The 15,575-nt window shown below is 66.7% G+C and carries 16 protein-coding genes and 1 pseudogene; 7 read left to right on the forward strand and 10 right to left on the reverse strand.

Annotated features, from left to right (window positions below):
* Positions 1 to 39 precede the first annotated feature (39 nt).
* Entirely contained in the window at positions 40 to 408 is a 369-nt protein-coding gene (locus O4G76_RS08845) for a helix-turn-helix domain-containing protein (protein ID WP_085894704.1), read from the reverse strand.
* On the opposite strand from O4G76_RS08845, the gene O4G76_RS08850 reads away from it, so the two are divergent.
* Both O4G76_RS08850 and O4G76_RS08855 read left to right on the forward strand, forming a co-directional pair.
* The gene (locus O4G76_RS08850) at positions 364 to 873 is read left to right on the forward strand and encodes a hypothetical protein (RefSeq protein WP_269397097.1); all 510 of its coding nucleotides are present in this window, start codon (positions 364 to 366) and stop codon (positions 871 to 873) included. The two genes, O4G76_RS08845 and O4G76_RS08850, sit on opposite strands and share 45 nt — an antisense overlap.
* Before the next feature lie 12 nt (positions 874 to 885).
* Positions 886 to 1,662 carry a Bax inhibitor-1/YccA family protein gene (locus tag O4G76_RS08855; RefSeq protein WP_269396992.1) on the forward strand — a complete coding sequence of 259 codons (777 nt, stop codon included), beginning with the start codon at positions 886 to 888 and terminating at the stop codon, positions 1,660 to 1,662.
* Positions 1,663 to 1,726: 64 nt separating this feature from the next.
* On the opposite strand, the gene O4G76_RS08860 is transcribed toward O4G76_RS08855, so the two are convergent.
* From O4G76_RS08860 to O4G76_RS08875, 4 genes are all read right to left on the reverse strand, one after another.
* On the reverse strand, positions 1,727 to 2,521 hold the full coding sequence (locus tag O4G76_RS08860; RefSeq protein ID WP_269396993.1) for a class I SAM-dependent methyltransferase: 795 nt from the start codon (positions 2,519 to 2,521) through the stop codon (positions 1,727 to 1,729).
* 175 nt (positions 2,522 to 2,696) lie between these two features.
* Positions 2,697 to 3,236 carry a polyhydroxyalkanoate synthesis repressor PhaR gene (gene phaR / locus O4G76_RS08865; protein WP_085894701.1) on the reverse strand — a complete coding sequence of 180 codons (540 nt, stop codon included), beginning with the start codon at positions 3,234 to 3,236 and terminating at the stop codon, positions 2,697 to 2,699.
* Positions 3,237 to 3,356: 120 nt separating this feature from the next.
* Positions 3,357 to 3,821: a phasin family protein gene (locus tag O4G76_RS08870; protein ID WP_085894700.1), complete on the reverse strand. Its 465-nt coding sequence runs from the start codon at positions 3,819 to 3,821 to the stop codon at positions 3,357 to 3,359.
* Between the two features lie 142 nt (positions 3,822 to 3,963).
* Positions 3,964 to 5,796 carry an alpha/beta hydrolase gene (locus O4G76_RS08875; protein WP_269396994.1) on the reverse strand — a complete coding sequence of 611 codons (1,833 nt, stop codon included), beginning with the start codon at positions 5,794 to 5,796 and terminating at the stop codon, positions 3,964 to 3,966.
* Between the two features lie 124 nt (positions 5,797 to 5,920).
* Between O4G76_RS08875 and phaZ the strand changes: the two are divergent.
* Positions 5,921 to 7,174: pseudogene (gene phaZ, locus O4G76_RS08880) on the forward strand (polyhydroxyalkanoate depolymerase); the annotation flags it as partial.
* Between the two features lie 448 nt (positions 7,175 to 7,622).
* Here the strand turns inward: phaZ and O4G76_RS08885 are convergent.
* Together O4G76_RS08885 and O4G76_RS08890 are read right to left on the reverse strand one after the other, a co-directional pair.
* Positions 7,623 to 8,804 (reverse strand): alanine--glyoxylate aminotransferase family protein, encoded by a 1,182-nt coding sequence (locus O4G76_RS08885; protein WP_269396995.1) that lies wholly within the window; start codon positions 8,802 to 8,804, stop codon positions 7,623 to 7,625.
* 67 nt (positions 8,805 to 8,871) lie between these two features.
* The gene (locus tag O4G76_RS08890; protein ID WP_269396996.1) at positions 8,872 to 9,486 is read right to left on the reverse strand and encodes a hypothetical protein; all 615 of its coding nucleotides are present in this window, start codon (positions 9,484 to 9,486) and stop codon (positions 8,872 to 8,874) included.
* Between the two features lie 120 nt (positions 9,487 to 9,606).
* Between O4G76_RS08890 and O4G76_RS08895 the strand changes: the two genes are divergently transcribed.
* Genes O4G76_RS08895 through O4G76_RS08905 form a run of 3 tightly spaced genes read left to right on the forward strand, consistent with a single transcriptional unit; the run spans position 9,607 to position 12,847 of the window.
* The gene (locus O4G76_RS08895) at positions 9,607 to 10,287 is read left to right on the forward strand and encodes a tyrosine-protein phosphatase (RefSeq protein WP_269396997.1); all 681 of its coding nucleotides are present in this window, start codon (positions 9,607 to 9,609) and stop codon (positions 10,285 to 10,287) included.
* Complete coding sequence (locus O4G76_RS08900) at positions 10,284 to 12,077, forward strand: ABC transporter ATP-binding protein (RefSeq protein ID WP_269396998.1); 1,794 nt, start codon at positions 10,284 to 10,286, stop codon at positions 12,075 to 12,077. The genes O4G76_RS08895 and O4G76_RS08900 overlap by 4 nt, the downstream gene beginning before the upstream one ends.
* A 32-nt stretch (positions 12,078 to 12,109) precedes the next feature.
* Positions 12,110 to 12,847: a folate-binding protein YgfZ gene (locus tag O4G76_RS08905; RefSeq protein ID WP_269396999.1), complete on the forward strand. Its 738-nt coding sequence runs from the start codon at positions 12,110 to 12,112 to the stop codon at positions 12,845 to 12,847.
* On the opposite strand, the gene O4G76_RS08910 is transcribed toward O4G76_RS08905, so the two are convergent.
* The gene (locus O4G76_RS08910) at positions 12,844 to 13,671 is read right to left on the reverse strand and encodes an inositol monophosphatase (RefSeq protein ID WP_269397000.1); all 828 of its coding nucleotides are present in this window, start codon (positions 13,669 to 13,671) and stop codon (positions 12,844 to 12,846) included. The genes O4G76_RS08905 and O4G76_RS08910 overlap by 4 nt on opposite strands.
* A gap of 98 nt (positions 13,672 to 13,769) precedes the next feature.
* Complete coding sequence (gene efp, locus O4G76_RS08915; RefSeq protein WP_269397001.1) at positions 13,770 to 14,333, reverse strand: elongation factor P; 564 nt, start codon at positions 14,331 to 14,333, stop codon at positions 13,770 to 13,772.
* 241 nt (positions 14,334 to 14,574) lie between these two features.
* Here efp and O4G76_RS08920 point away from each other — a divergent pair, with 241 nt between their 5' ends.
* On the forward strand, positions 14,575 to 14,898 hold the full coding sequence (locus O4G76_RS08920; RefSeq protein WP_026147324.1) for a DUF6280 family protein: 324 nt from the start codon (positions 14,575 to 14,577) through the stop codon (positions 14,896 to 14,898).
* Positions 14,899 to 14,971: 73 nt separating this feature from the next.
* On the opposite strand, the gene O4G76_RS08925 is transcribed toward O4G76_RS08920, so the two are convergent.
* Complete coding sequence (locus O4G76_RS08925) at positions 14,972 to 15,541, reverse strand: cobalamin biosynthesis protein CobQ (protein WP_269397002.1); 570 nt, start codon at positions 15,539 to 15,541, stop codon at positions 14,972 to 14,974.
* Between the last annotated feature and the right edge of the window lie 34 nt (positions 15,542 to 15,575).

Consider the following 15,575-nt stretch of genomic DNA (forward strand, 5'->3'; position numbering starts at 1 on the left):
CCCCGGTCAAGACCGGGGACCGTCCTCCAACGGGTGCTTTCAGGCGGCGTCGCTCAGCACGCGGGCCAGGTCGAACAGGCGGCGGCGCTGCTGTTCGGGGATCGCGTAATAGGACCTCAGCAGTTCCAGCGCCTCGCGGTCGGCCATCACGTCGCCGGGCATGTCGCCGGGCCGGGCCTCGGGCTCCGCCGCGTCCATGCCCTCGAAGAAGAAGGACACCGGCACGCCGAGCGCGTGGGCGATGTCCCACAGACGCGAGGCGCTGACGCGGTTCATGCCGGTTTCGTATTTCTGGATCTGCTGGAACTTGATGCCGACCTTTTCGGCTAGCTGCTGCTGGGTCGTGCCATTCATCCAACGGCGATGACGGATGCGCTTGCCAACATGGACGTCAACGGGATGCTTCATCGGCTGTCCTTCTTAACCTTCTGCGCCCAAATGCGGTACTCGACCGGACGCTGCGCGTTGCAAATGTTTTTCGGGCACGCATGCCCATCAGTATATATCCATTTAGACACGCATCGGTTGCAAAGGTCATCATGGCTTTTTGGTCATGACCCGGGTCAAATGGACAGTGAAACTGTCCGGAAGGTCAGGACCGCAGAGCAAACCCGTGTTTCCTTTGGCGAATCGTGGCTGAACAGCACGGGATCGGTCCATGAACCTGTCTTGAACGGCGCGCTTGCGATCAGGGGCTGCCAAACCAACCCGGGAAGCAGTCTGCGGCGAGGCTCGTTCCCGCACTTCCGGACGCGCATCGGCGCCGTGATCAGTGGCCTTCGAGCCTTGTTACCACACTGCGGCGCCAACGGCGTCAGGCTTGAAAAGCGCCGCCCAATCCCCAATATCGAAACCGAGCAGTTTTTCTTCTGACCGGAGGTCTCAATGGCTGAATTCAATACGATCCGCGCGACGGCCGGGGCCCGCTCCGCTCGGATCGACGAAGGGCTTCGCGCCCACATGAACAAGGTCTACGGCACGATGTCCGTGGGCATGCTGATCACCGCCGCGGCGGCGTGGGCTATTTCGGGTCTGGCGACCACGACCGACCCGGCGCTCGCGGCCGCGCAGATCGGCACTGGCAAGTATCTGACCAGCTTCGGTGCCGCGATCTATGCTTCGCCGCTGAAATGGCTGATCATGTTCGCGCCGCTGCTGTTCGTCTTCGGCTTCTCCGCCGGCATGAACCGCATGTCGGCCGCCACCGCGCAGGTCGTCTTCTACGCCTTCGCCGCGGTGATGGGCCTGTCGCTCAGCTCGATCTTCCTCATCTTCACCGGCGTCTCGATCATTCAGGTGTTCCTGATCACCGCCATCGCCTTCGCGGGGCTGTCGCTTTACGGCTATACCACGAAGAAGGACCTGTCGGGTTTCGGCACCTTCCTGATCATGGGCGTGATCGGCCTGATCGTGGCCTCGATCGTGAACATCTTCCTCGCCTCCTCGGCGGTGGCCTTCGCCATCTCCGTGCTGGGCGTGCTGATCTTCGCCGGCCTGACCGCCTATGACACGCAGAACATCAAGAACATCTATGTGAGCCATGCGGCCCACGGTGACAGCGAGTGGCTGGGGAAAGCCGCCATCATGGGCGCGCTGCAGCTCTACCTCGACTTCATCAACATGTTCATGTTCCTGCTGCAGCTTTTCGGCAATCGCGAATAAGCTTCGTGACAGACGAAATCGATCCAGGGGTCGGCGGCAACGCCGGCCCTTTTTCCATGTGGGGCTATTCGTCCGGCAGCTGCGCCTTCACGCACCAGGCCCGTGCCGGCAGGCGGATCGGTCCGCCATGGTCGAGCCGTTGCGCCAACGCGCCGCGCAGCCGCGCCCGGGCATCGGGGTCGAGACCGTCGAGGTACCGCTTCGCCGTGCTCGGGGCCTGGGTGAAGGGACGCCAATAGGCCTCGAAATCCTCGTGCTCGCTCATCGTGTCGATCTGCCCTATCGCCGGCTCCAGCCCCACGGCGCGACAGGCCCGTTCAAGACCGGCAAAGTCGCAATCGGCAAAGCGGTGCCGTTCGGAGGACCGCACCGCCTCGGGGTCGATGGACCCGGCCGCCTGCCAGAACGCATCCAGCATGCCCATGCCGCCAGAGGGATAGTCCCAAACATAGAACCCCAGCAGGCCACCGGGGCGCAGCACCCGGCGCATCTCGGCCAGCGCCGCTTCCATCGAAGTTGCGAAATTGACGAAGAGCCCGGCCACGGCGACGTCGCGGCTCTCCTCCGGCAATGGCAGTTGGAGCGCGTCGCCATGCTCGATGCTGAGGCGGGCGTCGGAGAAGCGATGTTGCAGATGCGCGACGAAGCTCTCCGACTCCTCGATCGCAAGCAGGTGCCGCGGCGCCGAGCGTTCGAGGATCGCGGCGGTCAGGACGCCGGTTCCGGCACCGATATCGATCCAGTCGCCTCCGGTGGGCGCCTTGAGCCAATCCAGGAACCGATCAGCGACGGGGCGACTCCAGCGCCCCATGAACAACTCGTAGGCCTCGGCTTCGGCCCGCGCGACAATCCCGTCCATGGCGCACCCCTCCACGATCTCCTTCGCCCTATCCTATCATGATCGGGCGCGTGGCGCTGCATCGCGGTCCGCCATGCGGATGGGTCATCTGCCCCGTCACGCGGCCAAGGGCGTGCGTCCGCGAGGATGCGAGTGCGTCGATCGGGTTGATCCTCGCCTCACCCCGGCCGCTAAGCTACTTGCCCATCTTCGAGAGCTTGGACTGCAGTTCGGCGAGCTGCTTCTTGATGTCGTCGAGGTTGTCGTCTTCCTTTTCCGGCTTGGGACCGGTGGAGCCCATCATGCCCCCCGTCATCGCCTTGAAGAAGGCCTGCTGCTGCGCGCGCATCGCCTCGAAGCCGGGCATCTGCCCCATCGGCGAAACCTTGGTCATGTTCTCCATGAGCTTCGACTGCCCGTCGCGCAGCATCTCGAACGAAGCGGCGAGGAACTGCGGCACCACGGAGCTGGCCTGGCTGGTATAGCTGCGCACCAGATCCGTCAGCACATCGACGGGCAGTACGCTTTCGCCCCGGCTTTCGTGTTCTGCGATGATCTGCAACAGGTATTGGCGGGTCAGGTCGTCGCCGGATTTGAGATCGACGATCTGCACCTCGCGGCCCGCGCGGATGAAGCCGGCGATATCCTCGAGCGTGACGTAGTCGCTGGTTTCGGTGTTGTAGAGCCGCCGGCTGGCATATCGCTTGATCAGAAGCGGTTTCGTGGTTTCGGCCATCTCTTTCCCCCCGGCATGATGCGCTGCAGCAAAGCCTAGGACGGTGTTTCGCAAAAAGAAAGGGCGGGCTGTCGATGACAGCCCGCCCACCGCGGCGTGGGAGGAGCGCCGCAGTGCGGCTTACTTCGAGGCCGCCTGAGCGGTCTGCGAAGAGGCCTTGCGAGTCGCGGCCTGAGCATCGGCGCCGGCCTTCTTGGCGGCGGCGGTCATGTCGTCGCTCATGTCCTTGCCGGCCGAGAGCATCAGCTCGAGGGTCTCGGTCTGCAGCTTCTTCGCGATTTCCGCGAAGGCGGCCATGTGCTCGGAGGCGGCTTCGGCGGAGGAGGAGGCGAAGTCGCTCATCGCCTTGGCGTAATCGGCGGGCTCCGACTTGGCGCGAGTCACTTCGCCGAACTTGGCGAGCGTGTCCTGGGCCCACTTGGCCGAAAGCTCGGTTGATTTCTGCGCCGCTTCGAGATTGGCGGCGGAGAGCTTCTCGGCGAGCGCGGATTGGTTCTTGAACATCTCTTCCATGTTCTTGGTGTCGACGGGGAAGGAGCCCATCATGTCTTTGAAGATCGCGGTGAAGTCTTGCGTGTTGGCCATCAGAAGTCCCTTTCTGGTCGCTGCGGCAGCACCATGGCCCCGCTCTGTCGAACTGATGAGCTGAATATGAATGCTGCGCCGCAGCATTTCAAGATGTTTTTCTGCGGTGCAGCAAAAAACTTCCCCAAGGGCAGGAAGCGCCTTATTCGGCTGCGAGGCGGCCCCCCGTTACGTAGCGCCCCGGAGCCGGGCCCAGTGCTGGATGCGACTTGGAACCGGGCTGACGCGCTGGCACCAGTTCGCCCGATCGCGGCTTCAGCCATTCGATCCAGACCGGCCACCAAGACCCTTCGTGCTTGGTCGCGGCCGCGCGCCATTCCTCGGGCGTCCTGGCCGGTTTGTCATTGGTCCAATAGCCGTATTTCTTCTTGGCAGGCGGGTTCACGATGCCCGCGATATGGCCCGAGCCCGACAGCACGAAGGTCTTGTCCTTCGAGCCCATCTTCTGAATGCCGCGCCAGCTCGAATCCCACGCCGCGATGTGGTCGCTTTCGCATCCGACCGCGAAGACCGGCACCGTCACTTCCGAGATCTTGGCCAGATGCCCGGCCACGGTAAAGCCCTCGGTCGCGAACAGGTCCTGCTGGCACAGGCCGCGCAGATATTCGACAGCCATGCGGGCCGGCAGGTTGGTGCCGTCGCCGTTCCAGTAGAGCAGGTCGAAGGCGGGGGGCGCCTCGCCCATCATGTAGCTCCGGATCGCGGGCTGGTAGATCAGGTCGCGCGCGCGCAGGAAGGAGAAGGTGCGCGACATGTAGAACTTGTCGAGCACACCCGCCTCGCGCGCCTCCGCTTCGATGCCGTCGACGAAGTCGTCGTCGAGGAACACGCCCACCTCGCCCTGATCCGAAAAATCGGTAAGGGTGGTGAAGAAGGTCGCCGAGTTGACCGAGTTGTCCTTGCGCGCCTTGAGCACCGACAGCGTCAGGCTCAGCGTGGTCCCGGCGATGCAGTAGCCCACCGCGTTGACCTTCTTGACGCCGCAGATCTCCTTCACCGTCTCGATCGCCTGAAGATAGCCATCTTCCACATAGTCGGTCATGCCGATCTCGGCATAGCTCGGGTCAGGGTTGATCCAGCTCACCACGAAGAGCGTGTAGCCCTGCTCGACGACGTGACGGATCAGGCTGTTCTGCGGCTTCAGATCGAGGATGTAGTACTTGTTGATCCAGGGCGGGAACAGCACCACCGGCGTCTCATGCACGTCCTCGGTCTGCGGCGCGTACTGGATCAGTTCGAACAGATGGTTGCGAAACACCACCTCGCCCGGCGTGGTGGCGAGGTTCTCGCCCACCCGGAAGGCATTGCCGTCGGCCAGCGTCACGACGAGGTTGCCCTTGTTGGCCTCGAGATCGCGGACCAGGTTCTCGAGCCCGTCGATCAGGCTCTGGCCTTCCGTCTCGAGCGCCTTTTGCAACGCGTCGGGATTGGTGGCGAGAAAGTTGGTCGGGCTGAACATGTCGACGATCTGGGTCGCGAAGTAGTCGAGCCGCTTCTTCTCGCGCGGCTCCAGACCCTCGATCGAGTCGATCGCCATCCGCACCGCCTCGGCATTGGTCAGATATTGCTGCTTGATGAAGTTGAACCAGGGATGGGTGTCCCATAGCGGGTTGGAAAACCGGCGGTCGCCCTTCTTGTCGCCGGCCACGGGGGCCGCGCCGGGCACCAGTTGCTGCTGCGCCTCGACGTAATGCCTGAGCGTCTTGCCCCAGTAGCCGAGCTGGTGCTCCATCATCCGGGCCGGGTCTCGCATCATCTCGGCCCAATAGGTCCCGGCGGCCTTCATGTAGAGGTCGTGGCTCGGCCCCTGCAGGCTGGGCGGCACCTGTCGCCCCTGCCCCATCGCGCCGACGAGCCGCTGCGTCAGCTCCTCGATCCGGGTCAGATTGGCTTCCAGCCGTGCCTTGGCGCCCGTGGCCAAACCGTCACCGGTCCCGCCCTGATCCGCGCCCTTGCCGTGATCGTCAGTTGTCATACACCCTCCCGCGCCCTAGTTTGCAGGCGCAGCATGCGGCCTGCCGGGGCGGGCCTGTGCGCCCCGCGTGCCGCCGAGGCGGGGCTGGCCCGACGGACCTACGACCCCTGCCTGGAGCAGTCTTATGAAGTATATGCCGACCTACGACCTGATGGAAAGCGTGCGCAATACCAACCAGTGGTTGGGTGCGACCGCGCGCGCCATGGGCGACTACCCGGCGATGGCGATGACCGCCAACCCGGCGATGCAGTTGCTCAAGGCATGGGGCGACGTGACCGAGCGCAGCTTCGCACGCATGGTGGCCAAGCCTGACTGGGGCATCCCCTCGATCACCGGCCCCGATGGCAAGGACCACATCGTCCGCGTCGAGACGCTGGTGGAACGCCCCTTCGGCGACCTGATCCGCTTTACCACCCCCGGCAGAAAATCGCCGAAGAGGCGCGTGCTGCTGGTTGCGCCGATGTCCGGCCACTACGCCACCCTCCTGCGCAAGACGGTGATCAGCCTGCTGCCCGATTGCGACGTGCATATCACGGATTGGCACAACGCCCGCGACATCCCGGTGAGCAAGGGCAAGTTCGACGTCGAGGACTACACCAAATACGTGGCCGAGTTCATGCGCCATCTCGGCCCGGACCTGCACGTGATCGCGGTGTGCCAGCCGGTGCCGCTCACCCTCGCGGCCACGGCGATGCTGGCCGAGGACGACCCCGAGGCGCAGCCGCGCTCGCTGACGCTGATCGGCGGGCCGGTGGATCCCGACGCCGCCGCCACCGACGTCACCGATTTCGGCAGCCGCGTCACGATGGGCCAGCTGGAGCATTCGATGATCCAGCGGGTCGGTTTCAAGTACAAGGGCGTGGGCCGCGAGGTCTATCCCGGGCTGCTGCAGCTCGCCTCCTTCATCGCGATGAACGCCGCCACCCATGCGCAGGCCTTCACCGACCAGATCTTCCGTGCCGCCCATGGCAAGGCGTCCGAGCACGACAAGCACAACCAGTTCTACGACGAGTATCTCGCCGTGATGGACATGACGGCAGAGTTCTACCTCTCGACCGTCGAGCGCGTCTTCAAGTCGCGCGACATCGCGCGCAACGCCTTCACCGTGGATGGCCGCCAGCTCGATCTGGGCAAGATCACCTCGGTGGCGGTGAAGATCGTCGAGGGCGAAAAGGACGACATCTCGGCCCCTGGCCAGTGCCTCGCCGCGCTCGACCTGCTGACCGGCCTGCCCGATGATCGCAAGGCGGCGCATCTGGAGCCCGGCGCCGGGCATTACGGGATCTTCGCCGGGTCGAGCTGGCGCAACAACATCCGGCCGCTGGTGCTGCAATTCATCGACGCCAATTCCGATGCGCCGGCCAAGCACACGACCAAGGTCGGATCTCCCAAGCCGGCCCAGCCGTCGAAGCCCGCCCGGTCGGCCAAGCCCGCCGCCACAAAGGCGAAGCCGTCCGGGACGAGCAAGCCCAAGGCCGCCAAGCCCGAGGCGAAGGTCGCGAAGGACATCGCCAAGGGGGCCGAAGCCGGGGCGCATGAAGCGAAGCCCGTGGCGAAGACGGCCGAACCGGTCGTGGCGAAGCAGCCGACGAGCGAGCCTGCCGCCGCCGAGCCGGCCGTATCGAAGCCGACACTGGTGAGTTCGAACAGCAACGCACCGAAGCAGGAGCCGACCAAACCCGCGGCGGCCCCGCAGCAGGCCGATGCATCGAAGGCCGAACCGTCGAAGACGGATGCGCCGAAGGGCGGGACCGCCAAGCCCGCTGAGACGCAATCCGACGCCGCGCAGCCCGGCAAGCCGACCCGCGCCGCCAACGACTGAGCGATCAGGCGGCGGCCAGCGCCTTGGCCGCCGCCGTCACCCCGCCCGCGCCATGCGGGATCGACAGGGACGAGAGCCCCGCCTCGATGGTCCCGAGCGCGCCCAGCACCATATGTGCATTCACGTGGCCCATATGGCCGATACGGAACCAGCCCTCGGGCGGTGTCCGTCCCAGCCCGATCCCGAGCGTCACCCCCATTTCCGTCTCGCACCAGTCGCGCAGCCGGTCCGCGTCAGGTGCGCCCAGATGGATCGACGTCACGGCGTGGCTGCGATCCTCCGCCGAGCGCACGCCGAGCCGCATCTCTCCTTCGCAGCCCCATGCCTCCACGGCCGCCCAGATCGCGCTTGCGAGGCGGGCATGCCGGCGCCATACCGCCTCGATCCCCTCCTCGACGATCAAGTCCAGCGCAGCGCGCAGCGCGTAGAGGTGATGGGTCGGCGCGGTGCCCGCGAAATACTGGTAATACAGGTCGGGCGCGGCGCGCGGCCGCCAGTCCCAGTAGGGCGTGACCATGTCCGCGCGATGGCGGGCTTCGGCCGCACGCTCGTTGAAGAAGGCAAAGCCCAGCCCCGGCGGCGTCATCAGCCCCTTCTGGCTCGCGGTGATCGCGACGTCGACGCCCATCGCGTCCATCTCGAAGCGGTCGCAGCCCATGGAGGCGATGCAATCAGCCATCAGGAGCGCCGGGTGCCCCGCCGCGTCGAGCGCGGCGCGGTAGCCCGCCATGTCGGCCCGGACCCCGGTCGCGGTATCGACATGGCAGGAAATGACGGCGCGGATCTCGTGGCTCCGATCGGCGCGAAGCCGGTCGGCGAGCTGGCCCGGATCGACCGGCCCGGCCCCGTCGCTCTCGATCACCTCGACCTCGGCGCCCAGCGCCCGTGCCGTGGCGACCCAGCCATGGCCGAAATGCCCTGCCACAAGTGCAAGGGTCCGGTCGCCCCGCGCCAGCACGTTCAGAAGCGCCGCCTCCCACATGCCGTGGCCGTTCGAGATGTAGATCGCGGCGTGATGGTCGGTGCCGGCGACCCGCTTCAGGTCGGGAAACAGCGTCGCGGTCATCTCGTGCAGCGCGCCGGTATAGATGTTGGGCGCCGGGCGCTGCATCGCCGCGAGCACCCGGTCGGGCATGACCGAGGGGCCGGGAATGGCGAGATAGGGGCGACCGTGGGAAAGCGACATGCGTGGGCCTCGCGAGGGTTGATCGGCGCGCAGCCTCGCCCCGCCCGACGCCGCCGTCAACGCCCTCTCAGTGCCCCAGCGCCCGCGCCAGCGCCGCCTCGACCGCCGCCACCTCGGCCTCGCCCTCTTCGGGCATCGCGCCATGCAGGTTGTTGAGGTCGCTTACATAGCCGCGGATTTGCTCGCGCAGCGAAGCGCGGCTACGGTCCGGAACGATGCCCGCCGCGCGCAGCTCCGCCTCGGTGGCCGGCGTCTTTTCCGGATACCTGGTCAGATCGGCAAGCCTCAGCCCGGCGGTGATCCCGCGTCCGCGCGAAAAGAAGCTGCGATAGTCGCGCACCGCCACCAGCCCCATCGGCTCGGGGCCGAGCCCCGCCGCGTGCAGCCTTTGGAACATCACCCAGTTCTCGGCCACCCGGCGCAACACCGGCGTCGAGAAGGCCCGCGCCCAATCCTCGGCATCGCGGCGCCGGTCGAAGCCGCCCAGCACCTCCTCGCGCCGGGGCGCCTTGTGGTAGATGCAATGCTGCCGCCCCGCCACCGCGTGCATCAGCTTGATCTGCGGGCCGGGCAGGTAAACAGCCCAGGCGCCCCATTTCACCCGGTGCGGTCGTCCGGCGATCATGGCGTGGCTGGGCCACAGCCTTACCTTGTCGATCAGCTCGATGCCTTCGTGATCCATGCCCGCCTCTTTCATCGCTCCGCCCTGCCCTAGGCCGCGCCTGCGGCCCCGTCAAACCCGCCTGCCTTGCGAGAGGGGCTCGGGATGCTTATGGAATGCCGGATGCGTGGGATAGGACCGATGATGAAGCTTCTCGAGGATCTGAAGGCCTGGGAGCGGCGCGCCCGCACCGGGCGGCATCATCACCTCGACGATGCCGGCGCCCGCCGCCGCGCGCTGGCGAGCTACCTGATACTCGACCACGCGATCCTGCGCTACTGGTGGACCAATTTCCATCTCGTGACCCCGGGCGTGTTCCGTTCGAACCAGCCGACGCATGGCCGGTTCGAGAAGATGGCCAGGATCGGCATTCGCACGGTCATCAACTTGCGCGGCGAGGGCGGGCATCCGCGTTACCTGTTCGAGGCCGAGAGCTGCCGGGCGCTGGGGCTGCGGCTTGTCTCGACCCAGCTTTCGGCGCGTCGCGCCGCACCGCGCGGCCAGATCCTGCGGCTATTCGAGTTGCTGCGCGAGGCCGAGCGCCCCGTGGTGATGCATTGCAAATCGGGTGCCGACCGCGCCGGTTTCGCCTCGGCCCTGCATCTTCTGGCCGAGGGCCGGCCGATCGAGGAGGCGCGCCGCCAACTGCATCCGCGCTTCCTGCATTTTCGCCGCTCCCGCACCGGGATCCTCGACCACATCCTCGACCTCTATGCCACGCGGCAGGAGCGCGGCCCGATCGGGATCGAGGACTGGATCGCCACCGAATACGATGCCGAGGCCGCGCAGAGCAGCTTCGAGGCCGGACGGGCCAGGCGATGACCACCGCGCTGCGCCCTCCCGCCGACGCCGATCCGGCTGCGCCGCGCCCTGACCGCCGCGGGCTGTTTCTTTGGCTGTGGCGCAGCTACCTCTCGCGGCACTGGCGCTGGTTGGTGGTCGCGATGGTCCTGATGGCGATCGAGGGCGGCTCGCTGGGGCTGTTCGCCTCGATGATGAAGCCGATGTTCGACGAGGTTTTCGTCGCCGGGCGGACCGAGGCGCTGTGGATCGTTGGCGTCGTGGTAATGGGCATCTTCATCGTGCGCGCCGTGACCTCGCTGGGCCAGCGCGTGCTGATGACCACGATCCGCGAGCGCAGCGCCGCCCGGCTGCGGGCCGACCTGCTGGCGCATCTGATGCGGCTCGACGGCGGCTGGCATCAGGCGCATCCGCCGGGCTACCTGATCGAGCGGGTGCAGGGCGACGTCAACTCGATCAACCAGGTTTGGGCCGCGCTCATCACCGGGGCCGGGCGCGACGTGACCTCGGTGGTCGCGCTGTTCGCGGTGGCGCTCTCGGTCGATTGGCGCTGGACGCTGGTGGCGCTGATCGGCATCCCGATCCTCGTGCTGCCCTCGCTGCTCGCGCAGAAATACGTGCGCCGTCGGTCGCGCAGCTCGCGCGAGATCGCGGCGCGCATGTCGACCCGGCTCGACGAGGTGTTCCACGGCATCGCGCCGATCAAGCTCAACGGGCTCGAGCGCTACCAATCCGAGCGCTATGACCGCCTGATCGGCGCCCGTGTGCGCGCCGAGATTCATGCCTCTTCGGGCCAGGCTGCCATTCCATCGATGATCGACATCATGACCGGTCTCGGCTTCCTCGGCGTGCTGTTCTACGGCGGCGCCGAGATCATCGCCGGTGACAAGTCGGTCGGCCAGTTCATGGCGTTCTTTACCGCCATGAGCCTTGCCTTCGAACCGCTGCGCCGGCTCGGCAACATCTCGGGCCAATGGCAGACCGCCGCCGCCAGCCTCGAGCGGATGCGTGCCATCTTCGACGCGAAGCCCTCTCTCGTTTCGCCCGCGACGCCGCGCCCTGCCCCCCAAGGAGCTCCGGAGATCCGGCTGGAGGACGTACGCCTCGCCTATGGCGATCTGCCGGTGCTACGCGGCGCGAGTTTCACCGCCAAGGCGGGCCGCACCACCGCTCTGGTCGGCGCATCGGGAGCGGGCAAGAGCACGGTGTTCAACCTGCTGGCCCGGCTCGTCGATCCGCAATCGGGAGAGATCACCATTGGCGGCGTGCCGACCCGCGCGCTCGCGCTCGAGGATCTGCGCGGGTTGATCTCGGTGGTGACGCAGGACGCGCTGCTGTTCGACGAATCGATCCGCGACAACATCCTGCTCGGCCGGACCGACGTCTCCGAGAAGCGTCTGCGCGAGGTGCTCGACGCGGCGCATGTCTCCGATTTCCTGCCGCGACTGGCCAAGGGCCTCGACAGCCCGGCCGGGCCGCGCGGTTCGGCGCTTTCGGGCGGGCAGCGCCAGCGCGTGGCCATCGCCCGCGCGCTTCTGCGCGACACGCCGGTGCTGTTGCTCGACGAGGCGACCAGCGCGCTCGACACGAAATCCGAGGCGGTGGTGCAGCAGGCGCTGGAGCGGCTTTCGGAGGGGCGCACGACGCTGGTGATCGCGCACCGCCTGTCCACCGTGCAGGGCGCCGACAGCATCGTGGTGATGGACCACGGTCAGGTGGTCGATCAGGGCAGTCATGCCGAGTTGCTGGCGCGGGGCGGTCTTTATGCCGATCTGCATGCGCTGCAGTTCCGCGACCCCGAGACGGGCTGACGTCGGTCGCATGGCCCCCTATGTAGGGCGGCATGACACAGGACCGTAGCATCATCGCCGTCACCGGCGCCGACCGCGAGGAGTTCCTTCAGGGGCTCGTCACCAACGATATCGCCCGGGCGAAGGATGGCCTCGCCTATGCGGCGCTGCTGACCCCGCAGGGCAAGCTCATCGCCGATTTCTTCCTGAAGGGAGAGAGCGACCGTTTCCTGATCGATGTCGCCGCCGAGGTGGCGCCGCAGCTGTTCCAGCGGCTGTCGATGTACAAGCTCCGCGCCGACGTGGCATTGGCCGAGGCCGATCTCAAGGTCTCGCGCGGGACCGGTCCCGCGCCCGACGGCGCCCTGCCCGATCCACGCCACACGGCGCTTGGCTGGCGGCTCTACGGCGCGCAGGCGGGCGATGATGGCAGCGACTGGACGGCGCTGCGGGTCGAGCACCTGATCCCCGAATGGGGTCACGAGTTGGGGCCCGAGAGCTACATCCTCGAAGCCGGGTTCGAACGCATGAACGGCGTCGATTTCCGCAAGGGCTGCTATGTCGGGCAGGAGGTCACAGCACGGATGAAGCACAAGACCGAACTGCGCAAAGGCTTCGTCCGCGTCGCGGTCGAAGGCCCGGCGGAGCCCGGCACCGAGATCACGAGCAGTGAGAAGGTCGTGGGTACGCTGCACAGCCGCGCGGGCGACCGCGCCATCGCCTGGCTGCGCTTCGACAGGGCATCGGAAGAGATGCAGGCCGGCGCGGCGAGGGTGGCGCGGCTCGACTAGAGCAGCGCCGGGCCGAGACGTGCCGCCACGGCCTCCCAGGCCGCCTCGCTCGACGCGGTGAGCAGATAGCCCGCGTCGCGCGGCAGGCCGAGATGGTAGCCGCGACCGTCAAGCATCCGCGCCACGCCGCCCGCGCGCGTCACCGCCAAGGCGCCCGCAGCGTGGTCCCACGGATTCAGCACCGCGGCCAGCGCCGCCTCCGCATGGCCCTGGGCGATCAGCCGGTATTCATGGCAGGAGCAGCGCAGGCTCGTCACCCGGCCGAAGCCGGGAAATGCGGCGGCGACGGCATGCTGCCGTTCAGCCGGCAGGAGCGCCAGCGACACGTAGAGGTTCATGCGATCGGGATCGCTGATCTTCGAGGTCGACAGGACCCGGCGCCCGCCGTCCGAGGTCACCAGTTCGCAAGGACCCTCCTCATGTGCCTCGATGCGGTCATCGAGCAACGGGTCGTAGAGGAGGCCATGCGTCACACGACCTCGCTTCCCGAGTGCCAGGATCATGCCGAAGAGCGCCAGGCCGCGCGCAAAGTTCCAGGTCCCGTCGACCGGGTCGATGATCGCCGAAAGTTCGGCCGTGCCCAGCCCGTCGAGGAGCGTGGCATCCTCGGAGACTGACTCCTCCCCCACGATCAACGCGCCGGGCAGCAGGTCGCGCAGCGCCGCCGCGATGCGGGCCTCGGCCCTGGTGTCGGCTTCGGTGACGAGGTCGTCGGGACCGCTCTTGGTGGCGATGTCGCCTTCCCCGAGCCGCCGGAACCGGGGCAGGATCTCGGCCCGCGCCGCGGCCTTCAGGATCTCCGCCAGTTCGCCGTTGCCGATCATCGTCGCCTCCCGCCAAGAAAAAAGGGCGGCCCCGGTGGAGCCGCCCCCGATAGGGCGCAGTCTGCCGATCCCCGGTCCGGCCGCAAGGCCGGAGGGGCTCAAGCGCGCTCGGCGTATTCCATGGTCTCGGTGTTGACGACGATGTCCTCGTCCTGGCCGATGAAGGGCGGCACCATCACCCGCACGCCATTGTCGAGCAGCGCCGGCTTGAAGCTGTTGGCCGCGGTCTGGCCCTTCACCACCGGCTCGGTCTCGACGATCTTGCAGGTGACCTTCTGCGGCAGCGACACGTTCAGCGCCTCGTCACCGTAATACTCGATATGCACGGTCATGCCGTCCTGCAGGAACGGGCGGCGATCGCCCAGAAGCTCGGCCGGCAGCGCGATCTGGTCGTAGGTCTCGCTGTCCATGAAGGTCAGCATGCCGTCGGCTTCGAACAGGAACTGCTGGTCCTTCTGCTCGAGGCGCACGCGCTCGACCTTGTCAGCGGAGCGGAAGCGCTCGTTGAGCTTGGAGCCGTTGCGCAGGTTCTTCATCTCGACCTGCGCGAAGGCGCCGCCCTTGCCGGGTTTCACGTGATCGACCTTCACGGCAGCCCACAGGCCGCCATTGTGCTCGAGAATGTTGCCGGGGCGGATTTCGTTACCGTTGATCTTGGGCATGTCGGTCCATGTGACGGAATTGTGGCGATGGGTTGATCGAGATTGGCCCCCGCCTATATCTCGCGGGTCGCCCCAAGGCAAGCTGAGCCGACTCGCCCCAGCCCCGCAAGGTCGTCACGCGCGGAGCCATGCACTGAACACATGGCTGACATTCCGAAAACGGTGACCCGAATCACCGTGGTTTCGGGCTAGTCACTCTGACGCATTGGCGACAAGAGCAAAAAGAACGTAAGGAAGCATGATGAAGGATTTCGTTGACGGCACCGCCTACAACAACGAGCAGGGCAACCGCGCCCGCAAGCTCTTTGCGGCCGTCGTGCTTGCCGCTCTGGATGACGCCATCGCCGACGACAAGAAATATGGCAACGGCCCCGAGCAGATCGCCCGCTGGGCGCGGTCGCGCGACGGGCGCGAGGTGCTGTCCTGCGCCGGCATCGATCCCAATGAGCGCGTCGTGGCGGGCCTGATGGAATTCGTGGGCAAGGGTGTGCGCACCTCGGTCGCGCTGTCGCGCGAAGAGAGCGAGCGTCGTCATGCGGCCGAGCTGGAATCCCGCGCGGCCTGATCGACGCTTCCCGACCTGCTGAAAAAACGCGGCTTCCATTCGGAGCCGCGTTTTTTCTTGCCCGGCAGCCGTTTCAGAAGACGAAACGCCAGATCCCCGACGATCCCAGTTCGGCCGCAAGCAGCAGCACCAGCCCCGCCCGCATGACGAGGCTTCTGAACCGCCAGAGCATGAAGCCCGTCAGCAACACGGACAGGCCCGCCTCCAGGGGCCCGATGATCCCGGCATGGTGGCTGCGGTCCCAGTAGCTCAGCGGCGAAACGAACCGCCAGTCGCTCAGCGGCCAGAACATCGGCCGGGCGTCCGCCCCGTGCAGCGGCAGGTCGAGCGCGAGGTGCAGCAGCCCCGCACCGGCAAAAGCGGTGAGAACGGGCCAGCGCCGCCAGATCGCGAGCGCCAGCAGCGCGCCCCAGATCGGGAACGAGTTGTCGACGGCGAAGACGGACATCCACGCATCCGAGAAATAGTATTCGCCGAAAATCGTGCGTGCCGGCACATCGCCGACGAACCGTGCCCAGGCCACCATGAGGTAGAGCGACACGTCCGGCGCCAGCCCCCCGAGCAGCGCCGCCGACGTCACAGCGGGCCTCCCCGGCCGCCCGAAGGCTGCCGCGCCGAAGATCAGATGCGCGGGGGTGTTCATGGGCTTTCCCTTGGGCCGTGCCGTCCCTAGACAG

Origin of the sequence: Limimaricola sp. G21655-S1 (assembly GCF_027213785.1) — a bacterium.
GTDB lineage: Bacteria > Pseudomonadota > Alphaproteobacteria > Rhodobacterales > Rhodobacteraceae > Limimaricola.